18 protein-coding genes are annotated in these 25,627 nt (G+C 60.5%); 4 read left to right on the plus strand and 14 right to left on the minus strand.

Annotation, left to right across the window (positions count from 1 at the left end; genetic code table 11):
* Positions 1-192: 192 nt before the first annotated feature.
* Positions 193-2,700: an ABC transporter permease gene (locus ACJSDX_RS06840; protein ID WP_407994066.1), complete on the minus strand. Its 2,508-nt coding sequence runs from the start codon at positions 2,698-2,700 to the stop codon at positions 193-195.
* Positions 2,697-3,383 (minus strand): ABC transporter ATP-binding protein, encoded by a 687-nt coding sequence (locus ACJSDX_RS06845; protein WP_407994067.1) that lies wholly within the window; start codon positions 3,381-3,383, stop codon positions 2,697-2,699. Before ACJSDX_RS06845 ends, ACJSDX_RS06840 begins: the two co-directional genes overlap by 4 nt.
* Before the next feature lie 2 nt (positions 3,384-3,385).
* On the opposite strand from ACJSDX_RS06845, the gene ACJSDX_RS06850 reads away from it, so the two are divergent.
* Positions 3,386-4,012, plus strand: a complete 627-nt coding sequence (locus ACJSDX_RS06850; RefSeq protein ID WP_407994068.1) for an arylesterase — start codon at positions 3,386-3,388, stop codon at positions 4,010-4,012.
* Between the two features lie 27 nt (positions 4,013-4,039).
* Here ACJSDX_RS06850 and tilS read toward each other — a convergent pair whose 3' ends face one another.
* The 8 genes from tilS to ACJSDX_RS06890 all read right to left on the minus strand — a co-directional run bounded on the left by tilS (position 4,040) and on the right by ACJSDX_RS06890 (position 17,829).
* Positions 4,040-5,356, minus strand: a complete 1,317-nt coding sequence (tilS, locus tag ACJSDX_RS06855) for a tRNA lysidine(34) synthetase TilS (RefSeq protein WP_510355933.1) — start codon at positions 5,354-5,356, stop codon at positions 4,040-4,042.
* A 76-nt stretch (positions 5,357-5,432) separates the two neighbouring features.
* Positions 5,433-6,422: an acetyl-CoA carboxylase carboxyltransferase subunit alpha gene (locus tag ACJSDX_RS06860; RefSeq protein ID WP_405029488.1), complete on the minus strand. Its 990-nt coding sequence runs from the start codon at positions 6,420-6,422 to the stop codon at positions 5,433-5,435.
* A gap of 6 nt (positions 6,423-6,428) precedes the next feature.
* Entirely contained in the window at positions 6,429-9,878 is a 3,450-nt protein-coding gene (dnaE, locus tag ACJSDX_RS06865; protein WP_407994070.1) for a DNA polymerase III subunit alpha, read from the minus strand.
* Between the two features lie 75 nt (positions 9,879-9,953).
* Complete coding sequence (locus tag ACJSDX_RS06870) at positions 9,954-14,882, minus strand: FimL-related protein (RefSeq protein WP_407994071.1); 4,929 nt, start codon at positions 14,880-14,882, stop codon at positions 9,954-9,956.
* A 9-nt stretch (positions 14,883-14,891) separates the two neighbouring features.
* Entirely contained in the window at positions 14,892-16,517 is a 1,626-nt protein-coding gene (locus ACJSDX_RS06875) for a methyl-accepting chemotaxis protein (protein WP_407994072.1), read from the minus strand.
* 19 nt (positions 16,518-16,536) lie between these two features.
* The gene (locus tag ACJSDX_RS06880) at positions 16,537-17,061 is read right to left on the minus strand and encodes a chemotaxis protein CheW (RefSeq protein ID WP_407994073.1); all 525 of its coding nucleotides are present in this window, start codon (positions 17,059-17,061) and stop codon (positions 16,537-16,539) included.
* Between the two features lies 1 nt (position 17,062).
* Complete coding sequence (locus ACJSDX_RS06885) at positions 17,063-17,428, minus strand: response regulator (protein ID WP_407994074.1); 366 nt, start codon at positions 17,426-17,428, stop codon at positions 17,063-17,065.
* 20 nt (positions 17,429-17,448) lie between these two features.
* The gene (locus ACJSDX_RS06890) at positions 17,449-17,829 is read right to left on the minus strand and encodes a response regulator (protein ID WP_309565027.1); all 381 of its coding nucleotides are present in this window, start codon (positions 17,827-17,829) and stop codon (positions 17,449-17,451) included.
* Positions 17,830-18,235: 406 nt separating this feature from the next.
* On the opposite strand from ACJSDX_RS06890, the gene ACJSDX_RS06895 reads away from it, so the two are divergent.
* From ACJSDX_RS06895 to ACJSDX_RS06905, 3 genes are all read left to right on the plus strand, one after another.
* Positions 18,236-19,381 (plus strand): FIST signal transduction protein, encoded by a 1,146-nt coding sequence (locus tag ACJSDX_RS06895; RefSeq protein ID WP_407994075.1) that lies wholly within the window; start codon positions 18,236-18,238, stop codon positions 19,379-19,381.
* Positions 19,382-19,477: 96 nt separating this feature from the next.
* Positions 19,478-19,978 carry a thiol peroxidase gene (tpx, locus tag ACJSDX_RS06900; RefSeq protein WP_407994076.1) on the plus strand — a complete coding sequence of 167 codons (501 nt, stop codon included), beginning with the start codon at positions 19,478-19,480 and terminating at the stop codon, positions 19,976-19,978.
* Between the two features lie 49 nt (positions 19,979-20,027).
* Positions 20,028-20,771: a phytanoyl-CoA dioxygenase family protein gene (locus ACJSDX_RS06905; RefSeq protein WP_407994077.1), complete on the plus strand. Its 744-nt coding sequence runs from the start codon at positions 20,028-20,030 to the stop codon at positions 20,769-20,771.
* A gap of 11 nt (positions 20,772-20,782) precedes the next feature.
* Here the strand turns inward: ACJSDX_RS06905 and ACJSDX_RS06910 are convergent, their stop codons facing one another.
* The 4 genes from ACJSDX_RS06910 to ACJSDX_RS06925 form a co-directional block, all read right to left on the minus strand.
* On the minus strand, positions 20,783-21,184 hold the full coding sequence (locus ACJSDX_RS06910) for a group III truncated hemoglobin (protein WP_407994078.1): 402 nt from the start codon (positions 21,182-21,184) through the stop codon (positions 20,783-20,785).
* Between the two features lie 158 nt (positions 21,185-21,342).
* Positions 21,343-23,958, minus strand: coding sequence for an aminopeptidase N (pepN, locus tag ACJSDX_RS06915; protein WP_407994079.1), 2,616 nt, complete (start codon positions 23,956-23,958; stop codon positions 21,343-21,345).
* A gap of 138 nt (positions 23,959-24,096) precedes the next feature.
* Positions 24,097-24,474, minus strand: a complete 378-nt coding sequence (locus ACJSDX_RS06920) for a nucleotide pyrophosphohydrolase (RefSeq protein WP_407994080.1) — start codon at positions 24,472-24,474, stop codon at positions 24,097-24,099.
* On the minus strand, positions 24,467-25,624 hold the full coding sequence (locus ACJSDX_RS06925) for a THUMP domain-containing class I SAM-dependent RNA methyltransferase (protein ID WP_407994081.1): 1,158 nt from the start codon (positions 25,622-25,624) through the stop codon (positions 24,467-24,469). Before ACJSDX_RS06925 ends, ACJSDX_RS06920 begins: the two co-directional genes overlap by 8 nt.
* Positions 25,625-25,627: the final 3 nt, after the last annotated feature.

The raw sequence follows: 25,627 nt of genomic DNA on the forward strand, positions 1-25,627 counted from the left end.
TGATCGCCGGTTTATATTTATGATTCCGGCATCTCCATCTATCAAGTTTCATGCCGGATTTCAGGTAGGCGGTAAGTGATTGTATTCATGGATTTCTGTGAAAGAGAATATCAGAACTTCGTTTGAATCGGTTATAAACAACCAATTATGGTGGTTATATATAGCCAAATTGGCTGTATATAACCACCCCATTCATATACTTTGCAATATAGCGCGCGGAGATTGGTTGAGGAAGCGCCGCATGCCCAGCCATGCGGCGGCAGGCACCAGCAAAGCAGCCAGCACCATGACGCCCAAGGCACCCCGCAGGTTGAACTGGTAAGGAATATTGAACACCTGGCTGCTGAGGTAATACGCCATGATGGCCGCCGCCAGCGTGGCAACCAGCGCAGCCAATGCACCAATGACTGCGAACTCGGTCCAGAGCGCCTGCAACACCTGCCGCCTGGAGGCCCCCAGCACGCGTAACAGCGTTGCCTCCTTGACGCGCTCTTCGCGAGTGGCCACCAGGGCGGCATAAAGCACCGCCAGCCCGGTCAACAAACTGAAGGCAAATACATATTCAAGCGCGTGGCTCATCTTGTTCATGATCTCGCGCACCTGGTCAAGCAAGGCTGCGACATCAATCACCGTCAGGTTGGGAAACTCGCGTACCAGCTGATTGAGCAACTGTTCTTGGCCGCCTGGCAGGTGGAAACTGGTGATATAGCTGGAAGGATAATTATCCAGCACGCCTGGCGGCGTCACGGCAAAGAAATTGGCACGCATGGTATCCCACTCCACCTTGCGCAGGCTGGTGATTTCCAGTTCCAGCCGCGTCCCGGCGACATCATAGGTCAAGCGATCGCCCAGCTTGAGGTGCAGGTCGTTTGCGATCCCCTGCTCCAGCGACAGCATGGGCTTGCCGTGCTCCGACGGTTGCCACCAATGTCCCTCAAGCAGCTGGTTATCCTGCTGCATGTCAGCTGCCCAGGAAAGGTTGAATTCGCGCTCGGCCAGCCGCCGCGCCCTGTCATCCTGGTAATCTTCCACGTTAAGCGGCTTGCCGTTGATCTCCAGCAAGCGTCCGCGCACCATAGGGAATATGTCGACATGATGAAGGCCGCTTCGGTCGAAAAACTGCTTGATCGGCGTAATCTGGCCGGGCTGGATATTGATAATGAACCGGTTCGGCGCATCCTCGGGCAAGGTCTGCTGCCAGCTTGACAGCAAGTCGCCGCGCACGATCGCCAGCAGGATCAGCGCCGTCAGTCCCAGGCTGAATCCCAGCACCTGGGCTACCACCAGGCCGGGCCTGCGCTTCAAGGCCGCCAGGCCCAGCAGCCAGGAAGCGGTCGCGTTCTGAGGCAAGCGTGCGAGCAGGCGCACTCCCAGCCAGGCCAGCAAGGCGACTGCCAATAACAGGCCTGCCAATGCCAGCAGCACGATGGCCCCCAGCTTTGCGTCGCCCGCCTGCCACAAGATCAACCCGGCCAACACCAGCAGGGCCGGAACGAAATGCAGCCAATGCGCCTGATATTGCTCCCCCAGGTCGCGCCGCAGGATGCGCAAGGCAGGCACGTCGCGCAAACGGGCAAGATGCGGCCAGACCACGGCCAGCATGGTGGCAAAGCCCGCCGTGAGGCCGGAAACAGCCGGCATGACGCCAGGCGCAGGCAGCGTTTCCAGCAACAACCTATCCGCCAGCACTGCGAGGCCGGCTTGCGCGGCAAAGCCGAGCAACACACCCAAGCCGCTGCCGAAAGCGGCGATCAGCAAGGTCTGGCTCATGAGGATACGAAAAATGAAACGCCGCGAAGCGCCGAAACAACGCATGAGGGCATAGCTGTCCAGGCTTTTCTGCACATAGGGCTGGCTGGCGAGAAACATCGCCACCATGGCCAGGATTACGCTCACCATGGCGGAGAGGCCGAGGAACTGTTGCGCCTTTTCCAGGGCATTGCGCATCTCGGGGCGGGCATCAGTGACCTTCTGTAGCTGCTCCCCCCGCTCCAGCCTGGGCTTGAGCCAGGCAGCGAAATCATCTACCCCGGCCGCCTCGCCGGCCAGCAATACCTGGTACTTGACTCGGCTGCCGAACTGGATCAACCCGGTCGAAGCCAGGTCAGCCGCATTCATCATCACGCGGGGCGCGATGCTGAACATGTCCCCGCCACGTGACGGCTCGCGTTGCAGGATGGCGGACACCTGCATATTGCGCTCGCCTACTTCCAGGCTGTCGCCCACGTTCACACCCAGCTTGGAGGCCAGGCGCGGCTCTATCCAGACCGTACCCGGCGTCGGTATGCCGGCTGCGGCTTGTCCACCCGTCAACATCAAGGCCGGCTCAACCCGCTGCTGCAACACCGTCAATTCGCCGCGCAAGGGAAAGCCCTCCCCCACCGCCTTGATCTCGGCTAACTGGCTGTCATCGCCATGCAGCACCATGCTGGGAAACTCCGCGGCATACGTCGATTGCAAGCCGCGCTGCCTAGCTTCATCGATATAGCTGTCCGGAATGGCATGGTCCGCTGCCACCAATATGTCGCCGCCCAGCAGCATGCCGCCCTGCCTCACCAGGGCGGACTCAATGCGGTCGGTAAAGAAGCCGACCGAGGTCGTGGCAGCCACGGCCAATACGAGGGCGAAGACCAGCACGCGCACCTCCCCAGCCGCCCACTGGCTGCGCAACTGGCGCCAGGCAATCAGGAAGGCCATCATGCAGCACCCTCTTCGTGCAATTGGCCGTCATGCAGGCGCAGCCTGCGCTGGCAGCGCGATGCCAGCTGCATGTCATGCGTTACGAGGATCAAGGTCGTGCCGGATTCGGCATTCAGGCCGAACAGCAACTCGACAATGCGCTCGCCGGTATGCTCGTCCAGGTTTCCCGTCGGCTCGTCTGCAAACAGGATGGCGGGTTGCGGGGCAAAGGCGCGCGCGATTGCAACGCGCTGCTGCTCGCCGCCGGACATCTGGCGTGGGTAATGCGAAAGACGGCGCCCAAGCCCGACCCGTTCGAGCGCGGCGGCTGACTTTTCCCTGGCATCCTTGCGGCCGGCCAGCTGCAAGGGCAGCATGACGTTTTCCAAAGCCGTAAGCGATGGCAGCAACTGGAATGACTGGAATACGAACCCCATGCTCTTGCCACGGATAGCCGCCCGCCCGTCTTCGTCCAGGTGGCTGATCTCGGTGCCGTTGACCAGCACTTTTCCGCCGCTGGGGCTGTCCAAGCCTGCAAGCAGGCTCAGCAATGTAGACTTGCCCGAGCCCGAGCTGCCGATAATGGCGACTTTCTCCCCGGCTGCCACCTGGAGCGAGAGCGACTGCAAAATATCGAGCCTGCCCGCCCCGTTTTCTATATATTTGTCGAGATTAACCGCTTCAACTGCCAAAGGTGTTTGCATCAATGATGTTCCGTTTCATATTGTTATTCAGCCTTGCCTGCGCCATGGTGGCCAACACCGCGCATGCCGCCACCATCCTGGTCTATGGCGACAGCCTTTCCGCAGCTTACGGCATTCCGCGCGAGCAAGGCTGGGTAGCCCTGCTGGAAAACCGCCTCAAACAGCAATATCCCGGCTACACGGTCGTCAACGCCAGCATCAGCGGAGAGACCACCAGCGGCGGGGTCAGCCGGATTGCCGCAACCCTCGCTCAGCACAAGCCAGGTATCGTCATCCTGGAGCTAGGCGCCAATGACGGCCTGCGCGGCCTGCCTGTCGCCCAGATGCGCAACAACCTTGCCGGCATGATCAAGTCCGGCCAGGAAGCCAAGGCGCAAGTGCTGCTGGTAGGCATGATGATTCCACCGAACTATGGCCCTAAATACACGCGAGAGTTCACTGCCAGCTATGCAGCGCTGGCAAAAGAATTCAAGCTGCCCTTGGTCGAGTTCCTGCTGGAGGGCGTCGCCGGCAAGGTCGAGTTCACACAGCAGGATGGACTGCACCCTAAAGCCAATGCCCAGGAAGCCATCCTGGAAAACGTCTGGAAGCAGCTGGAGCCGCTGCTCAAGTCCGGCAAGCCGTCCTAGCACGGCCGCGCTGCTTCTCCTTATGCGTCAGTATGGCGAACCCGGCTGCAGGGGCTGCCAATCCAACATCATGCCCTGCTCGCCAGGCCTTGCCTGCCAACCTTCTGCAACCCCGATCCCCGGCACCAGCACCAACTCGTCATCAAGGTAAACCAACGGCAGGCGTTCGCGCAGCCATGGCGCGATATTGGCTTCCTGGTAGAGTTGCTTGAGCGTACGGGTCGGGCGCTTGGCATCAGGCTTGAAACGCTCTCCACCATTACGGTAGCGTATGCCGAGCTTGCGTCCCTGCAATCGTGACATGGCTAAGCCGTTCGCAACATCATACCGGGCCAGCAATTGACCGTTCGCGGGCAAAAGCAGGCTATTTTCACCCTGCCACTGCAAACCGGCCCGATCTGGAATAGGCGGCTCTACGCTCAGGCTGGCCCAGCCGCGGTAACGCCGCAGGTAACTCGCTTCATGCACCCGGACCTTGATGATAGCCTCGTCGCCGGCATGTTGCAGCTGCTGCAACATCTCCTGCAAACGCGGCAATCCCGGCATCGGCAAGCCATATGAGGCCAGCCACCAACGCAGCAGGTTGCGCGCGCGCTGGCCGGACAACATGCCCAGACTCTCGACATTGACCTTGCCATCCGCGATCACGGACGCAGCATCCAGCGCTGCAAGCTCATCCAGTAAAGCCATCGCCTCAGCCATATGCATGGCTGAGCGGGCTAACGTGCTTTTCGCAGCAGGATAACGCTGTTCTAAAACTGGAAAAACTGCATGGCGCAAGAAATTCCTGTCATAACGCATATCCAGGTTGCTTTCGTCTTCCACCCATTGCAAGCCGGCTTGCCTGGCATACGCTTCGAGCTCGGTACGGGAAACGTCGATCAAGGGACGCAGCAGCCTGCGGGACGGGTCGTGCATCGCCATGCCTGCCAGCCCCTTGGCGCCGGCCCCGCGCAGCAACTGCAGCAGCAAGGTCTCGGCCTGGTCATCCTGATGATGCGCCAACAACACATAATCAGCGTGGTGGGCCAGCAAGGCAGCATACCGTGCCCGTCTGGCGCTCGCCTCTATGCCCATGCCAGACTGCTGTTCGACATGCACATGCGCACAATGGAATGGCACTTCCAGCCTGAGGCACTCTGCCGCACAGAACTCGGCCCACTGGTCCGCATTCGGGCTCAGGCCATGATGCACGTGCATGGCTTCCAGTACGAAATCATGATTTGCCCTGGCTTGCACAAGCAATTGCAGCAACACGCGCGAATCCAGCCCGCCGCTGAATGCGAGCAGCAAATGCTGTCCTGGCCTGGTATGGGATGAAATAAAACTACCCATCCGGCGCATCAGCTCGGATACGCAAGTGGATGAAGTGGCAGGATCGCGGGAACGGGGAGGTTTTCCCTCATTCCCGGATAAGGGCTTACTTGACAGGGACTTCCTTGAACTTGCCATAGCTCATGAGGCGCTCATGGCGCGCCTCCAGCAAGTTGTCTACCGACTTGACCTGCAAATGGGCCAGTTCGTCAGCCAGGGCGCGGCGCAGGTTCTGCATCATGTCTTCCGGCGCACGGTGCGCGCCACCCATGGGTTCGGGCACGATACGGTCAACCAGGCCCAGCGTCTTGAGGCGCGCTGCGGTAATGCCTAGCGTCTCTGCGGCTTCCGATGCCTTGTCGGCGCTCTTCCACAGAATGGAGGCGCAGCCTTCGGGCGAAATGACGGAGTAAGTGGAGTATTGCAGCATCATCAGGTGGTCGACCACGCCCAGCGCCAATGCGCCTCCCGAGCCGCCTTCGCCGATGATCACCCCGATAATCGGCACAGTGAGCTCCGCCATCACATAAAGGTTGCGCGCGATCGCCTCGGACTGGCCACGCTCCTCGGCACCGATGCCGGGATAAGCGCCTGGCGTATCGATCAGGGTGATAATCGGCAGCCTGAACTTCTCGGCCAGGCGGTAAAGGCGCAAGGCCTTGCGATAGCCCTCGGGACGCGGCATGCCGAAATTGCGGTACTGGCGCTCCTTCACGTCGCGGCCCTTCTGGTGGCCGATCACCATCACCGGCTGCCCCTCGAAACGGGCGATGCCGCCCACGATGGCGGGATCATCCGCAAAAGCGCGGTCGCCATGCAGCTCTTCAAAATCGGTAAAGATGCCGCGGATGTAATCCAGGGTGTAAGGCCGCTGCGGATGGCGCGCCACTTGGGAAATCTGCCAAGCGGTGAGCTTGGCGTAGATATCCTTGGTCAGGGTCTTGTTCTTTTGTTGCAGGCGCTCGATCTCTTCCGAGATATCCAATGCGGAATCATCCTGCACATAGCGCAGCTCTTCGATCTTGGCTTCCAGTTCGGCAATCGGCTGCTCGAACTCGAGGAAACTGGTTTTCACGTTGTTGGTTTTGGCGTTCATAGGGCGTCAATTATAAAGTATTTTCACGTTTTCATCGCTGAGCCAACCCTTCAGCCCATACAATAACTCATCCTGCAGTTCCACACGCCAGTTATCGCCAAGCATGAGCTCCACTTGCGCATCCTTGTTGTGGTAAGCCACCTTCACGGCGCAGCCGCGCCCAGCCTCGGGATTGCCAGGCTTGCAATAAGGGGCCAGCAATGCCCGTAGCTTGTCGGCATCGGACTGGCCGTTGCAGCTCAGCTTGAGCAGGTTGGCATATGCACTGCGCGCGCCGGCGATATCGGTCAGGCGGCGCGCATTGACGCGCAAGCCGCCCGAGAAGTCGTCATGGCTGACGCGCCCCTCCACCACCAGCAGTTGGTCTTCCTTGATCAAGGCCGCATTCTCGTTGAGCAGCTCCCCGCTCACGACAATGTCCACGCGCCCCGCCATGTCGTCCAGCGTGACGATCGCCATCTTGCCGCGGCCTGTCATGCGCACGCGCACGCCCATCACGATGCCGGCCAGCAGCTGCGGCTGGTCGCTGGGCTTGAGGCTGGCGAGGTTGTTGCGCACGAAGGTCGCGACTTCTTTCTGGTAATCCGCATAAGGGTGGCCGCTGAAATAAAAGCCCAGCGCGGCCTTTTCTTCCTGCAGCCGTTGCTTTTCCGACCATGGCGGCGTTTCGGGCAATACATGCACGGCGCTGTCGATCACGGAGCCGAACAGGCTGTCCTGTCCGCTCGCCGCCCCGCTCTGCTCCGCGGCGCTGATCGCCAGGCTGACGCCTGCCAGCAATGCCGCCCGGTTGGGTTCGAGCTTGTCGAACGCCCCGGCGCGGATCAGCGACTCGATCACGCGGCGGTTGACCTTGCGCAAGTCCAGGCGGCTGCAGAAATCGAACAGGTCCTTGAAGTCGCCGCCTTCCTTGCGGGCGGCGAGGATCAGCTCGATCGCGGCCCAGCCGGTGCCCTTGATCGCACCCAGGCCGTAAATGATCTGCTTGGCATTGATCGGCTTGAAGCGGTATTCGCTGGCATTGATGTCCGGAGGCAGCACCTCCAGCCCATTGACGATGCAATCGTCATAGAAGAGGTGGACGTTGTCCGTATTGTTCATGTCCGCCGACATGGTCGCAGCCAGAAAAGCCGCGGGATAATGCGCCTTGAGATAGGCCGTATGGTAGGCCACCAGTGCATAGGCTGCGGCGTGCGACTTGTTGAAGCCGTAGCTCGCGAACTTCTCCATCAGGTCGAACAGTTCGCCGGCCTGCTTCTCGGGCGTGCCGTTCTTGACCGCCCCTTCGATGAAGATGCTGCGCTGCTGCGCCATTTCCTCGGGCTTTTTCTTGCCCATGGCGCGGCGCAGCAGGTCGGCGCCGCCCAGGCTGTAGCCCGCCACCACCTGGGCGATCTGCATCACCTGCTCCTGATACACCATGATGCCGTAGGTTTCTTTCAGGATAGCCTCGGTCGCCGGGTGCGGGTATTCCACGCGCTGCAAGCCATGCTTGCGGCGGCAGAAGTCCGGGATCAGGTCCATCGGACCGGGACGGTACAGCGCCACCAGCGCGATGATGTCCTCGAATACGTCCGGCTTGGCCTGCTTCAGCATATCCTTCATGCCGCGCGATTCCAGCTGGAACACGGCCGTGGTATTGGCAGCCTTGAGCAGCTGGTAGCTGGCCTTGTCGTCTATGGGCAGCGTCTCGAAATGCAACGGCTCCAGGCCCTTTTCCGCACGCTGCTGGTTGGCGCTTTCCAGCGCCATGTCCAGAATGGTGAGCGTACGCAGGCCCAGGAAGTCGAACTTGACCAGGCCCACGGCCTCGACATCGTCCTTGTCGTACTGGCTGACTACGCTCTCGCCGCCTGCCTGGCAATAGATCGGAGAAAAATCGGAAATCTTGCCCGGGGAAATCAATACGCCGCCCGCGTGCATGCCGATATTGCGGGTCAGGCCCTCCAGCCTCAGCGCAAGTTCGAGCAGCTCGGCAACCTCTTCCTCCTGCTCTCGGCGCTCCTTGAGCTGCGGTTCCTTCTCTAACGCGTCGCTGAGGCTGATGCCCAGCTCGTTCGGGATCAGCTTGGCCACGCTATCGACGAAGTTGAACGGCAGATCCAGCACCCGGCCTACGTCCCGGATCACGGCCTTGGCGGCCATGGTCCCGAAGGTGGCGATTTGGGAGACCGAGTCCAGGCCGTACTTGCGCTTGACGTAATCGATGACGCGGTCGCGGCCTTCCTGGCAGAAGTCGATGTCGAAGTCGGGCATGGAAACCCGTTCGGGGTTGAGGAAGCGCTCGAACAGCAATGCGTAGCGCATCGGGTCGAGATCGGTAATCCCCAGGCTATAGGCGACCAGCGATCCGGCGCCGGAACCCCGGCCCGGCCCGACCGGAACGCCGTTGTTCTTGGCCCAGTTGATGAAGTCCGCCACGATGAGGAAATAACCCGGGAAACCCATCTGGATGATGATGTTGGTCTCGAATTCGAGGCGCGCCTCATATTCCGGGCGCTTTGCTTCACGCCTAGCCTCATCGGGATACAGCACCTTGAGCCGCTCCTCCAGGCCGGCCTTGGCCTGGGCGACCAGGTACTCATCCAGGCTCTCGCCATTGGGTGTCGGGAATTGAGGCAGGTAATTCTTGCCCAGCGTCAGGGTCAGGTTGCAACGCTTGGCGATCTCGACGCTGTTGGCAAGCGCCTCGGGGATGTCGGAGAACAATTCCGCCATCTGCGCCTGGGACTTGAAATACTGCTCAGGGGTAAACAGCTTGGGGCGGCGGTTATCCGCAAGCACATAGCCTTCGGCAATGCAGACGCGCGCTTCGTGCGCCTTGAAGTCGTCCGGCGTCATGAATTGTACGGGATGGGTCGCCACCACCGGCAACTCCAATTCGCTGGCGATCGCGAGCGCACTGGCGATATAGGTTTCCTGCTGGGCATGGCCTGCCCGCTGCAGCTCGATATAGAACCGCTGCGGGAACAGCGCCGCCCATTGCCCGGCAAGCGCCTGGGCCTGGGCGTAGTTGCCCTGCAGCAGTGCCTGCCCTATGTCGCCGCCCATGGCGCCGGACAACAGGATCAGGCCCTCGGTGCCGTTTTCGTGCAGCCATTCGCGCTTGACCTCGGCGCGGCCGCGATACTGGTTTTGCAGAAAGGCTCGGCTTAGCAGTTCGCACAGGCGCAGGTAGCCCGCATGCGTCTGGCACAGCAACAGCGCTCGGTGGGGCTGATCGCGCTTGGAATCATTCTCCAGCCAGATATCGGCGCCGATCAGCGGCTTGACGCCTTTGCCGCGGGCGGATTTATAGAATTTGACCGCACCGAACAGGCTGCTGAGGTCGGTCAAGGCCAATGCGGGCATCTGGTCAGCCACCGCCTGCTTGACGTAATCGCCAATGCGCACGGTGCCATCGACCACGGAATACTCGCTATGGCAACGCAGATGGATGAATGAGGGATTCGACATACTGCCCTGATTTTACCTGATTCAGGCGGCCTTGCTATCAGGAGATTGCATCCGGGCCTCCCGGCCGGACCAATATCAGGCCAGCAACTGGCGCAACGCGGCAGCCAGCTCGTCTTCCTGTACCGGCTTGCCGAAGAAAGCATCCACGCCCAGGCTTTTTGCCAGGGCCCGGTGCTTTTCCGCCATGCGCGAGCTCACGATCACCAGCGGGATATGGCGCGTGCGTTCGTCGTCGCGCACATTGCGGGCAAGCTCGAAACCATCCATGCGCGGCATCTCGATGTCGGTAAGGATCACGGCCGGCAAGGACTGCTGCATGGCCTGGATGGCTTCCATGCCGTCCTTGGCCGTGACGACCTCGTACCCTTCGCGCTCGAGGAAGCGTCCCAGCACCTTGCGCATGGTGAGGGAGTCGTCCACCAGCAATGCCACCGGCTTGCTTGACGCCAACGGGGTGTCAACTGTCACGGCGATGTTGAGGCTGCCTGCCGACAAGGTCTCGCGGTTGGCAAGCTGCAATGGGTTGACGATCAGCACGATACCGCCATCGCCCAGCACGGTGGCCCCAATCAAGCCGGGCACGCGGGCAAGTTGCGGGCCGATCTGCTTCATCACCACTTCCTGGTTGCCGACAATATCGTCCACATGCAGTGCCACACGGTAGTGGCCGCTACGCAGCAGCATGACCGGCGTATAGCGCTGGCTTTCCGCCGTTGCCTGGGCATCGCCGCACAACCTGCCGAGGAAGTAGATCGGGTAATCATGACCGGCCCAGCTCAACTTGCCATCCGCGTACGCCGCCGTCAGTACGTCCGGCTTCAGCTTCACCACCTGCTCCACCATCACCGCCGGCAATGCGAACTGGCGATTGCCGTACCTGACCAAGACCGCCTGCGACACGGAAAGGGTCACGGGCAGGAAGATGCTGAATATGGTTCCCGTGCCCTGGGTGCTGTTGACGTCGATACGACCGCCCAACGCCGTGATGTCGCTGCGCACGGCGTCCAACCCCACTCCCCGGCCCGATATCTGCGACACGGTGCGCGCCGTGGTGAAGCCCGGCTCGAAAATCAATGCCAGCAAAGCCTGGTCGCTCACCTCCTGGTCGGGCTGCAGCAGGTGCTGCGCCAATGCCCGTTCCCGCACCCGCCCCAGGTCGACGCCTGCGCCGTCATCGCTGACCGTGAGCATGATTTCATCGTTTTCCTGGCGCACCTTGAGCGTGATAATGCCCGCCGCGGGCTTGCCATGCTTGCGCCGCACGTCGGGCGACTCTATGCCGTGCGCCACCGCATTGCGCAGGATATGCTCCACCGCCGCGCCCATGCGGTCCAGCACGCTGCGGTCGATCTCGGTGTCAGCGCCGTCGAGCGCGAGCTCGACCCGCTTATCGAGCTCGCGCGCCGTCTGGCGCACGATGCGGTGCAGCCGCTCCGTCACCAGCGAGAACGGCACCCGGCGCACGTTCATGAGGCCATATTGCAGGTCGCGGCTCATGCGCCCCTGCTGCTGCAACGCAGCCTCGGTCTCATCGAGGTTGCGCAACAGGCCCTGCTGGATGGTGGAAACGTCGTTGACGCTTTCCGCCATCATGCGCGTCAGCTCCTGCAAGCGCGTAAAGCGGTCGAATTCCAGCGGATCGAATGTTTCGTTCGACTCCTGCAGCAATGTCATGCGCGACTGCAACTGGCTTTCCGCCTCGATTTCCAGTTCGCGCAAGTAGCTGCGAAGACGCTGCACGCTTTCGGTCAGGTCGAGCGAGGACTGCTTGAACGCCTGCATTTCGCGCTCCAGGCGCGAGCGCGCGATGCTGACTTCTCCCGCCTCGTTGATCAGCCGGTCCAGCGCCTCGGCGCGCAGCCGCAGGTATTGAACGCGGCGTTCCCGCCCAGCGCGCTGGATCGCCGACTGGCGGCCCGTGGCCAGCGTGGTCTGCCCGCCCAGTACCTCTTCCAGCAAGGCGCCGATATGGTCCAGCCCTGCAAACATCTCGGCGAAATCCTCGGCCTGCGGCACCTGCTTCAAGGCGCGCATGACAAGGTCTTCCATGCCATGCACCGCGTCGCCCAGGCTGCCTTGCCCTGCCATGCGCGCGCTGCCCTTGAGGGTATGCAAGGCACGTTGCAGCATGTCCGGATGCTCAGCCTCATACGGGGCCGCATGCCAGGCGCGCAGTTCGCTGCCGACCATGGGCATGAGGTCGCTGGCCTCCTCGACGAACAAGGCAAACAGCTCTTGGTCCACCGCCTGTTGTGAGGCAGGAAGGTCGGCAGTCGGAGCTTCGGAGGTATCTTGGTCGCGAACGGATTCAGCAGGTGCGGCCTCTTCGGTTTCCGTAGAGGGCTCCTGCGTCTGGGACTGCTCCATCAGGCCGCTCACCTTGGCCTCGGCTTCCAGCAGGCTGGCCACGGCATCCTCGGTCTTGGCCAGGCGCGGGGCCAATGGCACGACATTGCTGCCGGTAGAGGCATCAATCACCGGTATCGCCGCCTCCGCCGCCGCTTTCTTGAGTGCGCGCAACAAGGCCGTGGCAGCGCGCGACTGTTTGCGCTCGCGGGCCTTGCCCAGCATTTTCTCCAAGGTAGAGACCGCATTCTGCAACAAAGCCGCGGTTTGCTCCGTCCAGTTGCCCTGGTGCGCGTCCAGCCAATGCTCCAGCGCACGCGCCAGGTCTGACAATGCGTTGAACCCGGTGGAACCGGCGTTGCTGGCCAGGGTATGGGCGGCCCTGCAGGTTTCCTTGTCCGGCGTGAGCACGGGCTCGCTGCGATGCAACACGACCTGCAGCCAGTCCTGCAATTGTTCCAGGTGCTGTCCTGCCTCTTGCAGGAACACTTCGAACAAGGCGCGGCTGATCTTGCGCGTGCCGCCGATCAGCACTTCCTCCGCTTGCTCCTTGGCCGCCAATCCAGACAGACTGGATTCCAGCTCGTCCGCACGCGCTTGCCAAAGCGCAGCCTCGACCGCCTGATGCGCCTTGTCGCGCAATGACGCGACCCAGCCGGCGAAAGCAGCCGTCGCATCCTCAATAAAGGCAATCATTGCGCTGGTTGGCGTGAGCTTGCGTTCGATCACGCGGTTGAGCAAGGTCTCGACGATGGCAGCCACATTGCCGAGATCGGCCAAGCCGACTGTCCGGCCGCTGCCCTTCAGGGTATGGAAGCCCCTGCGCACCTCGACCAAGGCTTGGTGATTGGTTGCATTGACGCGCAATGCCTGCAAATGCTGCGCGACATTCGCCAGCACATCCTCGGCCTCGGTCAGGTAGACATCCAGCAGCTCGTCGTCAGGCAATTCAGGCGTTGCGGTATGAGTCTCTGGGATTTCCGCCGCCTCGGCAGGCTGCGTCCCCGGTTCTGCATTCTGCACTGCCTTCAACCTTGCCAGCGCATCCTCGAGCGCAAACGCCCCGCCCACGGCATGAGGATATTGCTCGACCGTCATCCCGACCAGGCTCAGGCTGTCCGCCAGCGATTCAAACACCTCCTGCCCTGTAGCTATTCTCCCCTGCTGCAACCCGGCGATCACCTCCTGGGCGACCTGTGCCAGAGCCTTCACTTCGGGCATTTCCAGTATGTCCAGGGCGTTGGAGACTTGCTGCAAAGGCGTGCTTGCCTGAGACAACGGGGCGGCATCGCCCGGCTGGCGGAAATAGGCATCCAGCAGTTGCTCCACCTCTTGCAATGCCGCCGCCGTCTCGCGCGCCAATGCATGCTGCGCCGCCTGCTGCACCGCAGGCGCAGGCGCCAAGGCAGGCAGTTCGCCATGCAATAGGGTTTGCAAGCGCTGCAGTTGCTTTTCCATTTCAAGCTCAGCCTGCTCGCCTTGCCGGCCGTAATGCTGCAGAGCATCCGACAACAAGGTCAAGGCAGAGGCGACTTCGACCAGGGCAATATCCTGCTGGGGATGATGGCCTTGCTGCAAGACCAACACCTGGTCATGTACTGCAGCGAACAACTGCTTCACCGGTTCATTCGATAACGCCGGATAGGTATTGAGGATGCCCGCAAAGCGGGTCATGAACTCATTGAAGACGGCTTCGCCTTCATGCGCGCGCGCCCACAACTCCTTGAGCGCATCCAGGGCCACTTGGCATTGCCTGATATATTGCTGCTCTTCGACGTCGGGCACGAAAGTCGCCTCGGCGGGGATCAACCCGTCCAGCTCGAACAACGCTTTCACTTGGACAATACGTTCGGTAGCGAGCTTGCTGATGGCGAGGAAATATAAAAGGTCCCGCAACAAGAGGCTGGCCGGGCGGTTCACGCCCTCGCCGGCAGAGCGCAACTCCTGGTCAAGGCGGCGGCACAGCCGCTTGACGCCGGCATCCTGGCGATGGGTTTCCTCGGCCAGGGTCTCGGTGAATGCAGTCGCCACCCACCACAAGGTTTTCTGTACTGCCTGGGACTGCACAAGCTGCACGCGCTCCAGCGCGGCGGTCATGTCCTGTAGCGCCTCTGCATCGCCTTTCAGCCAGGACAGCAAGGATTTCTGGAATTGGGCGCGTTGTTCCTTGAGGGTAGCCAGCAAGCTTTGCGAGTCCAGCGTTTCGGTGGGGATGTTCTTGGGAAGGCGCAGGCTGGTATCCGGGAAGAACAGTTCCGAATCCTCCAAGGTTTCACCGTACAAGGACGCCAGTTTCTGCAAGGGCAAGGACAGGCGCAAGGGCTGGTCCGGCTCTCCATTCATGAGCTCCTGCAGGTATTGCTGCAAATGCAGGATGGCGTAGCGCAGCGTGTCCAGATACTCAGGCTCCAGGCTGAGCTCCGACTTGTCCAGCTTGGAAACGATGGTTTCGATTTCGTTGCAATAGCGCTTGCATCCTTCCAGGCCCACCATGTCGAAAGCGCCATTGACCTGATAAAGATGCGTCTTGGCAAAACGCAATGGCGACAGATCGGCGGGGTTGGCCCCGAGCGCGGCCAGTTGCGCCAACACCTGCTCCAGGGCCTGGTCTATTTCACCCTTGACCCAGCTCAGCGGGCCGATATCGAAATCTTCCACCAATATGTCCTAATTGAGCTTGAAGCCAGCCACCGAGGCCCGCAGCTCCTCCGCCAGGCTGGTGAGCTGGCCGATGGAATTGGCCGTTTTCCTGGTGCCTTCCGAAGTTTGGGACGTAATGCTTTGAATCTGCTGCATATTCAAGCTCACGGTAGCAGCCGCCTTGGTTTGCGCCTCAGTTGCGTTGGAGATTTCCTCAATCAGGCGCGCGAGATTATTGGTCACATTCTCGATTTCGCCCAGGGCCTTGCCCGCGGCATCGGACAGGCGTGCGCCTTCCACCACGCCCTCCGTGCTTTTCTCCATCGCCGCAACGGCGCCGTTGGTATCGGTCTGGATCGTCTTCACGATTGCGCTGATCTGCTTGGTCGCCTCGGAGGAGCGCTCGGCAAGACGCTGCACTTCTTCCGCCACCACGGTGAAGCCGCGGCCGGCCTCGCCGGCGGACGCCGCCTGTATGGCGGCATTCAAGGCCAGGATATTGGTTTGCTCGGTAATGTCGGAAATGAGGTCGACGATTTCGCTAATTTCCTGCGAACTCTCGCCCAGGCGCTTGATACGTTTGGAAGTCTCCTGGATCTGGGTACGGATTTCGTTCATGCCGGCGATCGTGTTCTGCACGGCCCTCGTCCCCTGGTTGGTCGCGTCGAGCGAACGCCGGGCCACGTCCGAAGCCTCCTCCGCATTGCTTGAAACCTGCATGATGGACTGGGTCATGTGGTTGACCGCCTCGCCTGTTTCCGTGATCTGCTGCGACTGCAGCTCGGCCGCGTTGAGGAGCGCGGCCGAGGTTTCCTGCGCCTGGGCGGTCGCCTGGTTCACTTGCTCGGTCGCGCGGTTGATCTCGGTCACTAGGTCGCGCAGGCTGTCTATGGTGTAGTTGATGGAGTCGGCAATCGCGCCTGTGATGTTTTCCGCCACTTCGGCCTTCACCGTCAGGTCGCCATCCGCCAGGTCGCCCATCTCATCCAGCAAGTTGAGGATCGCTTCCTGGTTATTAAGGTTGGTCTGTTCGATTTCCTCAAACCGGCCGCGCGCGCCCACAACCTGCTGATAACCGATGCGCACGAGCAAGGCCAGTGCCAGCAGGCCAGCGACAACTGACAAGGCCAGCCACCATCCTGCCTTGCCTTGATCAAGGTAGGCTTGCCAGGTTTGGTGTGTGGCCTGCACGGCCAGGTCGCTCTGCGAGGCCAGCTGGGCCAATTCCCCTGGGGACAAAGCCTGCTCGCGCAGGTCGTTCCAAACCTGCTCCAGCCGCGTGAAGTTCTCGGCCACGTCACTGATTTGCAACAAGGCAGCCTCCTGCAATTCGCGCAAATCCGCCAAGCGGGCAAAAGCCTGGTCCAGCGTGGTGCGCAGACGGTCGCCGGCGGTAGCGTCCCCTCCCGCGCTCAAGGCGGCATCCCGCGCCACTTGCTGCGCCTCCACCTTCAGGCTGGTGGCGATGTCGGCGAAGTGGTTGTTGCGGGCCACCTGCAACTGGTTGAACAACAAACCGAGCAAGGCAAGCACCAGCGCCAACAGCAAGGCGCCCAGCATTGCCTTGCTGGTCTTGCCTACCTGCGGCAGGGCTGGGTCCTCGGCCTTCTTCCTGCCGAATAGGTTCTTTAATATTGCAAAACTTGCTGCCATAAATATCTCCCCTTTTCCGTCAGGCGGCTACCTGCAGAAATTCTTTTTTTTCGAGAATGAGGGCTATATCCAGCACCTCCCATTGATGATGCTGATCGTCTTCGTACCGGGCCGCCACATGGAATGGCACATCCGCCACCATGTTCAGCGGCTTGAAATCCTCGAGGCTGCGCAGCCCGGCCAGGCTGTCGATGAGAAAGCCGGCATTGATGTCGAAATCATCATGTACCAGCAGCAATCTGCTCTCGGCCGTGATGACAGATGGCTGATGGCTTACCCCGAGGAACCTTGCCAGATCGGTGACAGCATAGAGGTTGCCGCGAATATTGGACATGCCGAGAAACCAAGGCTGCACCAGTGGCACGGGCTGGATTTCCGGCACCGGCAACACCTCGCTGATATCCCGCAAGGCAACAAGGTAGCGCTGCCCCCCGGCATGGATGCCCAGCCTGGAACTGTCCGACCCCGTGTCGGCGGTCACATGCTGGAGGCGCTCCAGGATGCTTTGCTGATAAGCCTGCAGATTGAGCCTGGATTTAGCCACCTCAATCGATCTCCGCGATCTTGGATAGCAGCTCGTCCGCGTCCACAGGCTTGATGACACAGTCCTTGGCACCCTGCCGTAAGGCCCACATGCGGTCGGTGGCCTGCTCCTTGCCAGTGCAGACGATGACGGGGATATGCGCGGTGGCGGGATTCTTGGATAAAGACCGCGTCGCCTGGAAACCGTTGAGGCGCGGCATGACCACGTCCATCAGCACCAGGTCCGGCATGGCCGTGCTCACCTTGTCCAGGCAGTCCTGGCCGTCTTCTGCCGTACTCACCTCAAAGCCGGCTTTTTGCAGAAGCTCGCTCAAATACAGGCGGTCGGTCGCCGAATCGTCCACTACGAGGATTTTCTTGATCGTCATTTATTCTTGTCCCGTCGCATTTATTCTTGTTCCATGGTCAGCTCGCCCGGACTGTGCCTGTATTGGCGCACGGCATCCAGCAGGGCATTCTGGGTAAAAGGCTTGGTCAGGTATTGATCCGAACCGGCCATGCGGCCGCGTGCGCGGTCGAACAGGCCGTCCTTGCTGGAAAGCATGATCACGGGAATGGACTTGAAGCGCGCGTTGCGCTTGATCAGGGAGCAGGTCTGGTAACCGTCGAGGCGCGGCATCATGATGTCGACGAAAATCACGTCCGGCAAGTGGTTGGCGATCTTGGACAAAGCATCGAAGCCGTCCTCGGCCAGAAACACTTCGCACCCCGATTGCCGCAGGAAAATTTCAGCGCTCCTGCGTATGGTATGACTGTCATCAATGACCATCACCTTCACACCAGATAGATCAGTTTCCCCCACCCTTTATCCCCTGTATTGACAGGCTGCATTGAGCAGCAGGCTTAGAACGGCTAGCAAAACTCCCCTGGGGCCGCCCTGTCTTGTAACGCTTTCGGCAAGATGCCTAGCCAGGATCGCTACATTGAATTTTGTTAGCCGCTCTTAATCGGCGCTCATGAGAAAGCGCCCGGTTTTCGCACCATTCTATCTACAGACTTCGACGCCGTGCAATACCGGCGCCATAAAAAGCAGGTTGTCAATCCGCGAACAAAAAGGTTAAATAACCTGCCTATCAGGCACGATGACCTGAAACGTCATCTGCATAGTCGCACAAAACAACAATAACCAGAAGCGCCGCGCCAACCATAAGCGGCCGTACTAGGGAACGGAGATCATGCTAGTCAGACAGGAAGCCCTCACGACGAAGATGAGCATCAAGGATTTGCCATCGTCTTCACCATTACCCAATGCCAATCTCGTATTGGTATTCGGCTCGGTCAGGCGCTTCAGCGATGGCAAGCTGCCGGCCCAGCTCAAGGAGCGCTACCCTGCCGCCCAGATCGTCGGCTGCACCACATCCGGTGAAATCGGCCCGCATGGCGTCAGCGACGACAGCCTGCAGATCACGGCCATCGCCTGGGACAAGACCATGCAGCGCGTCACCTACGCCCGCGCCAACAACATGCAGACATCGGCCGAGACGGCCATCAACCTCGCCAAGCAACTCAAATCGGACAGCCTGCGCACCGTCCTGGTCTTTTCCGACGGCCTGCACATCAATGGCTCGGAATTGCTGCAGGGCTTTCAGAGCGTGCTGGGCGACATCCCGATCGTGGGCGGCATGGCGGGCGACAATGCCGAGTTTTCCAAGACGCTGCAACTGCTCAACGACAGCGTTGAAGAAGGCCTGGTCATCGCCATCGGCCTCTACGGCGACAAGCTGATCACCGCCAGCGGGGCGCTAGGCGGATGGAAACCTTACGGCCCCCCACGCAAGATCACGCGCTCGGAAAAAAACGTGGTGTATGAAATGGACGGCAAGCCCGCCCTGCCGCTCTACCGCATGTACATCGGCGAGCAGAATGCCAAGACCCTGCCCGGTTCGGGCCTGCGCTTCCCCTTCGCAGTGATCGAGGAAGGCAAGCGCGAAGTGGAAAAAGTCCGTACCCTGCTTGCCATCGACTCCGCAAAAAACAGCCTTACCTTCGCAGGCAATGTGGAGGAAGGCGAAACGGTGCGACTCTGCCAAACCACGCACGACAGGCTGGTGGAAGGCGCAAGCGGCGCTGCGAGGCTGGTGACCGGCAACCTGGATACCAGCCAGCCCGGCCTGGCCTTGTGCGTCAGCTGCGTCGGGCGCAAACTGGTCATGGCCGACCAGATCGCGGATGAAATCCAGGCAGTGCAGCAAACGCTGGGCAGCCAGACCGTGCTGACCGGCTTCTACTCTTACGGGGAATTCTGTCCGCGGCCCAACACCACGGACAATGTATTGCACAACCAGACCATGACCATAGGTTACTTGAGCGAAGCGTTATGATAGCCGAGCTCTAAAATAACGAAGCTTTAATAATAGCAACACTGATGGCTGGTCAATAACCGACACCACTCAACCAGATAGAAAAGGACTTGATTTATGGCAACCGTCACCCTCAAAGGCAACCCGGTACAAATCGGCGGCAACCTGCCGCAAAAAGGCGAAACCGCTCCCGATTTCCAATTGGCTGATGCGAAACGCAACCTGGTCGGCCTCGCCGACTTTGCCGGCAAGCGCAAGGTATTGAACATCTTCCCAAGTATCGATACTCCGACCTGCGCCACCTCAGTCCGCACGTTCAACAAGCAGGCCAGCGGCCTGGCCAATACCGTGGTGCTATGCATTTCCGCAGATTTGCCGTTTGCGCAAAGCCGTTTCTGCGGCGCCGAAGGCCTGGAAAATGTCGTCACGCTCTCCACCTTCCGCGATACCGCCAAGTTCTCCAAGGATTACGGCGTGCAAATCGCCGACAGCAGCCTGGCGGGCCTGACTGCGCGCGCCGTGGTAGTGCTCGATGAAAACAACAAGGTGCTGCACAGCGAGCTGGTATCCGAAATTGCCAATGAACCCAATTACGACGCCGCACTAGCCGCACTGTAACGACTTACGCAGCCGTGGCCAGCCCGCGGCTGCATTTCCTCCCCTCATCATGCCCCCTGGCAACACTGCCCGTTACCCCGCGCATGGGTTCCAAGTTTTCAGGCATGCGCTTTCGCCATCCTGGCTGCAACGCGCACGCGATGCCGTCGCATCCATCATCAGGCAATACCGCGCCAATGAGCCCTTGGCGCAACAGAACGGTGTCAGCCTGGGAGAATTCGCCCTGGCGAAACCCGAACGCAATCCCGGCATTGACGGCAGCAAGCTGATCAATGAGCCCTTCATCATCGGCGATATGCTTGCGTTGGACAGGCGCTTTGTTTCATTGCTGTCGGAAGAGCCGCTTTGGTCGATCGCGGCGAACCTGCTGGACACACAAGCCGGGAACATCGTATTCCACTATGCCAATCTGACGCGTAAACCTGCAGGAACAGGCCCGGCCATCAGTTGGCACCGTGACAATGAGAATACTTTTTTCTGCCCGGAGGATGACAGCTTCCTGCGCCTGCTGATTCCCTTGCAAGGCATGTCGCAGGAAAACGGCGGAACGGCAGTCGTTCCTGGCAGCCACCTGGACGACAGCATGGACAAGAACACACTGGATAAAGACGCTACTGCCCACCCGGATGTCGAGGCAGGCGACGTACTGACCATACATCCGCGCCTGCTGCACGCCCAACCGCAGCCACAGGGAGTGGGATGTCGTCATCGTGCAGTTCGGTATCGCAAGCGCAAGGTTGCGGTTTCAGGAGGCGCTGGAAATGAGCGCCCTGCACGCCCGCGACACTTTTAGCGGGCTTTGAGTCAGTCCGTTGCCAGACAGGCCGGCAACTCTCCCGGTTGGCGGTGCATCTGATAGCCCATCCACAAACTGTTGGCGATCTTGCCTGCCATGAGCTCGGCCTGCGCCTGCATGGCCCGGTTGGGTTGAACGGCAAGCGTTTGGCGGAACAAGGCCAGCCAATGCTCGAACAGCTCAGCGCTCAAGTCCGGCAAGGCAATATGCTTGGGCATGGGCGTCCCGGAAAAACGCCGGCTTCCCAGCAAAATCGCACACCAGAAATCCTCCAGCTTCGCCAGGTGCGTATCCCAGTCGGCGATATGCCCGTTGAATATCGGTCCCAAGCGCTCGTCCTGGCGGATGTCGGCATAGAAAGCATGCACCAATGCCTTGATTTCGTCTTCCGTACAGATCGGATTGCCCATTGCCCTCTCCTTCGTCGCTCGATTAAGAAAACCGCTTGAAAACCAATTGTTTCAACAATTGACCGTCAAAATACAATCAAGGCAAACTGCGTAAATCAGTAAGCTGGATTGAAGGCCCGTAGCGGCTCATCAAGTCTTATGAGCCGCTACGGGCATGCCTATGCCTGCAGGCACTTGCTCACCACCTCGAATACGTCATTCGAGAGGTTGGGAGTTTCCATGATGGCGCGCAGGGCATCCTGCATCTGGGCTTGCAGCACCGGCGTGTAGCGTTTCCATTCGCGGAAAGGCGTTACCTGGCGCGCGGCGATCTGCGGGTTGATCGCGTTCAATTCGATGACCGCGTCCCGGAGCAAGGCGTAGCCTTGCCCGCTGGGGTCGTGGAACTTCACCGGGTTGTTCACGGCAAACGCCGAATAGAGCGCCCTGACGCGGTTCGGATTGCGGATATTGAATTCGGGATGCTGGCGCAGCCGGGCAAAATCCTCGAAAACGCTTTCCCGGTTGGCAATCGCCTGCAGGGAGAACCATTTGTCCACCACCAGCTGGTAGCCCTTGAAGCGCTCGTAGAAATCCGCAAACACCTCATCGCGTTCCGGCTTGTTGCTGTCCGCCAGGCTGGACAAGGCGGCCACGCGGTCTGTCATGTTGTCGGCCTGGTCGTAATGCGCCTTGCCGCGCGCGGCGCACCCGGTGCCATTGGTCACGGTGAGCAAATCCAGCAAGGCGTTGCGCAACGCGCGGCGGCCCATCGCCGCCGGCGAAATGGAGAACTCTCCCGCGCCGCGGTTATGCTCGTACAGCGAGGCCAGCGTATCCTTATGCGCGCGCTTGATGGCATTGAGGATGGCGCTGCGCGCCTGGTCGATCGCGGCTGGGTCGACCACGTCCTGCGCCTGGGCGATGACCGCGATGGAGGGCAGCGACAAGGCGCGCGCCAACAAGGCCTTGTCTGTGTCCTCTCTCAAGCCTTGCTCCAGCAGGACGCCGAAATCGGCGATGAATTGCGCGATATCCGCTTCACTGTCGGCCATGACCCGCTGAATGGTGCGCAACGCAATGGTCTGGCCGGCCTCCCATTTATTGAAACCGTCCGTGTCCTTGAGCTGCAACAGGCGCAGGTCGTCGTCGCTGAGGTCGGTGGACAATTTCACCGGCGCGGAAAATCCGCGCAGGATGGAAGGCACGGGACGCGACGGCACGTTGTCGAAGGTGAAGCTTTGCTCGGGCTCCGTCATCTCCAGCACGCGGGTGGCATGCGTCTCCTCGCCAGCCTCATTGAGCAATCCCACCGCAACCGGGATCAGCAACGGCTGCTTGCCGGTCTGCCCTGGCGTGTCCGGCTGGGATTGCTTGAGGGTCAGGGTATATTGCCCGGCTTCCGGGTTGTAACGGCCGCTCGCCTGCAGGCTCGGCGTGCCAGCCTGCTTGTACCAGCGGAAAAACTGCGACATATCGCGCCCTGAGGCGTCCGCCATGCACTGGACGAAATCGTTGATGGTGACCGCGTGGCCATCGTAGCGCTGGAAATAGAGATCGGTGGCCTGGCGGTACTTCTCCTCGCCAAGCAGGGCATGCTGCATGCGGATCAGCTCCGACCCTTTTTCATAGATGGTCATGGTGTAGAAGTTGCTGATCTCGATGAAGTGGTCGGGCTGCACCGAATGCGCCAGCGGGCTCGCATCCTCGGGAAACTGCAGCCTGCGCAGCTGGTCGACGTCGTCGATGCGCTGGACCGCGCGCGAGTTCATGTCCGCGCTGAACTCCTGGTCGCGGAACACGGTCAGGCCTTCCTTCAATGAAAGCTGGAACCAATCCCGGCAAGTCACGCGGTTGCCGGTCCAGTTATGGAAATACTCGTGCGCAATCACCGCCTCGACGCTGATGAAGTCGGCATCGGTCGCGGTTTCCTGGTGCGCCAGCACCAGCTTGGTATTGAAGATGTTGAGCGAAGTATTCTCCATCGCCCCCATGTTGAAGTCGCTGACCGCCACGATGTTGAACAGGTCAAGCTCGTATTCGCGCCCGTACTTGTCCTCGTCCCATTTCATGGCTTTCTTGAGCGACGCCATGGCATGGCCGCATTGCCCTTCGTCCCCCTGGCGCACGTAAATATGAAGATCGACATTGCGGCCGGACCTGGTCTGGAAGCTATCGGCGATGCGCACCAGGTCGCCGGCGACCAGGGCGAACAAATAGCAAGGCTTGGGGAACGGGTCGTGCCATTCGGTAAAGTGGCGGCCTTGCTCCAGATCGCCAGCAGCCACCAGGTTGCCGTTCGACAGCAGCACAGGGTAATGCGCCTTGTCCGCCTCGATCCGCACCGAGAAGATGCCCAGGACGTCTGGCCGGTCCTGGAAGTAAGTGATGCGGCGGAACCCTTCCGCCTCGCACTGGGTGCAGAAAGTGCCTTGGGACTTGTACAGCCCTTCGAGCGCGGTATTGGTTTCCGGGTGTATCTCGGAGGTGATCGCGAGCGTGAATTTCTCCGCCGCATCGTCGATGACGAGCCTGTCGCCTTCCAGCACATAGCCGTCGAACGGCGCCCCGTCCAATTCCACGGACTGGACGACCTGGTCCTGCCCGTTCAATACCAGCCGGTTCGAGGTGGCCGACGGGTTCTTCGCATAGGCGACTTCCGACCTGACAACGGTCTTGTCCTCGAACAATTCGAACTTGAGCGCGATGTGCGAGGCGAGGTAAGGCGCAGGCGTGTAGTCCTTGAGGTAGATGGTTTTTGGCGCGGCTTCGGTATCTGGGAACATGGATGGCATTTCTTCTTGGCTGGATTTTCGGGCTGGAATTTTCGGGTTAACTAGACTCAATAGTAGCAAGAGATTCCGTCTCTGGCATATCGCTCGACGTCATGACGCAAGCAAACCAGGTCTATGGTAGTCATTCGTCACCGACCATCACTGCTCCTGGTATGCGGTGTATTTGGCGTTGCTGCCGCGCACCTTGTCGGCGGGATATTTCTTCGCGTTGAGGTCTATCTTGGCATTGACTGCCGCAATCAGGTCGATGCCGCACACCTCGGCAATACGCAGCAGGTAAACGAAGGTATCTGCGAGCTCGTGGCCGACCTCGGTCTTGCGTTCATCGGTCAGCGCAGCGCTCTCGGCCGGGCTGTCCCACTGGAAATGCTCCACCACTTCCGCCGCTTCCACGATCATCGCCATGGCCAGGTTCTTGGGCGTATGGAACTGATCCCACTCGCGCTCGGCGACAAAATGGTTGATCCTCGCGCGCAGGTTTTCCAGGGAATCCGGCCGCCTGCTGTCGTCAGTCATTGCTTTTCTCCTTGCGGTTGGAGCCGGCCACCATCTTAATCTCGAACACGCGGCATTCCAGCGGGCCGTTGAACAGGGGCGTGCGCTTGGTGGGCGATAGCCGCATCAGCTTGGGCAGGCGCATGTCGTTGGTAAGGAAATAAGCGTTCCAGCCGGCGAACTTCTTTTTCAGCGCCTCGCCCATTTTGGGATAGAGCGCCGCCAGCTCCTCATCTTCGCCGATGCGTACGCCGTACGGCGGGTTGGCGACCAGGATACCCTCAGCCGCAGGAGGAACCGCCTCGGTGAAATCGCGATGCGCGACTTGCACCGCTTCCAGCAATCCGGCCTGCTCCAGGTTCTTGCGGGTCACCCTCACCGCGCGCAGGTCCGCGTCGCTGCCGTAGATGCCCTGGAATGTCACGGGCTTGGCCCGGCTCTTCGCCTGCTTGAGCAGGGATTGCCATGCGCCGGCATTGAAGTTCTTCAAGCGCTCGAAACCGAAGCTGCGGTTGCTTCCGGGCGCGATATCCAGGGAGATCATCGCCGCCTCCAGCAGGAAAGTGCCGCTGCCGCACATCGGGTCGAGCAAGGGCATGCCTGGCTGCCAGCCCGAAAGCTTGAGGATGCCTGCGGCCAGGTTTTCGCGCAACGGCGCCTCGATGCTGGAACGGCGCAAGCCGCGCTGATACAAGGCATTGCCGGAAGTATCCACGTAAAGCTGGTACTCCTCCGCGCCCAGGTAGGCGTGCACGCGCACATCCGGCTCGCGTGTGTCGACGGAGGGCCGGCTGCCGACTTCCTCGCGGAAGCGGTCGCAGATAGCGTCCTTGATACGCAGCGTCGCGAATTCCAGGCTCTTGAGCGGGCATTTCACGCCGGTCACCTTGACCATGAAATCCTGCTCCACCTCGAACCATTGCGCCCAGTCGATCTTGTATGCGCCCTGGTAAAGCTCGTCCTCGTTGCTGTAGCGCCCCTTGCCGACCTGTAGCAGGATACGCGTGGCGATGCGGCTCTCGAGGTTGGCGCGGTAGCAGAGGAGCATATCCCCGGCAAAACCCACGCCCCCGTCGGTCGGCTTGATTTGCCGCGCATGGAGGCTTTTCAGCTCGTATTCGAGCAGGGATTCCAGTCCGCGCGGACAAGTGGCAAAAAATTGATAATGCATGCG

The organism is Methylobacillus draconifructus (genome assembly GCF_045984355.1).
In the GTDB taxonomy this organism is placed as follows: Bacteria; Pseudomonadota; Gammaproteobacteria; order Burkholderiales; family Methylophilaceae; genus Methylobacillus; species Methylobacillus flagellatus_A.